The sequence below is a fragment of the Agrobacterium sp. DE0009 genome (assembly GCF_007680755.1).
Taxonomy (GTDB): domain Bacteria; phylum Pseudomonadota; class Alphaproteobacteria; order Rhizobiales; family Rhizobiaceae; genus Agrobacterium; species Agrobacterium tumefaciens_B.
Window position 1 is genome coordinate 1 of sequence record NZ_VEIU01000064.1, and the last position, 212, is coordinate 212.

A 212-nucleotide genomic window follows, 5' to 3' on the forward strand; every position below is an offset into this window, starting at 1 on the left:
CGTGATACGCTGCGAAAAGCCGTGGGGAGCTGCGAATAAGCTTTGATCCATGGATCTCCGAATGGGGCAACCCACCTTAAATGCTTGGAAAATCCAAACCGTCTTTGACGGCTTGGGTTTCCAAGCATTGTGATAAGGTATCTGCACCTGAATACATAGGGTGTAAGAAGCGAACGCAGGGAACTGAAACATCTAAGTACCTGCAGGAAAGG

At 48.6% G+C, this 212-nt stretch carries 1 rRNA gene; it reads left to right on the forward strand.

Annotated elements, in window-relative coordinates:
* A 23S ribosomal RNA gene (locus FS804_RS24835) occupies window positions 1–212 on the forward strand; the annotation flags it as partial.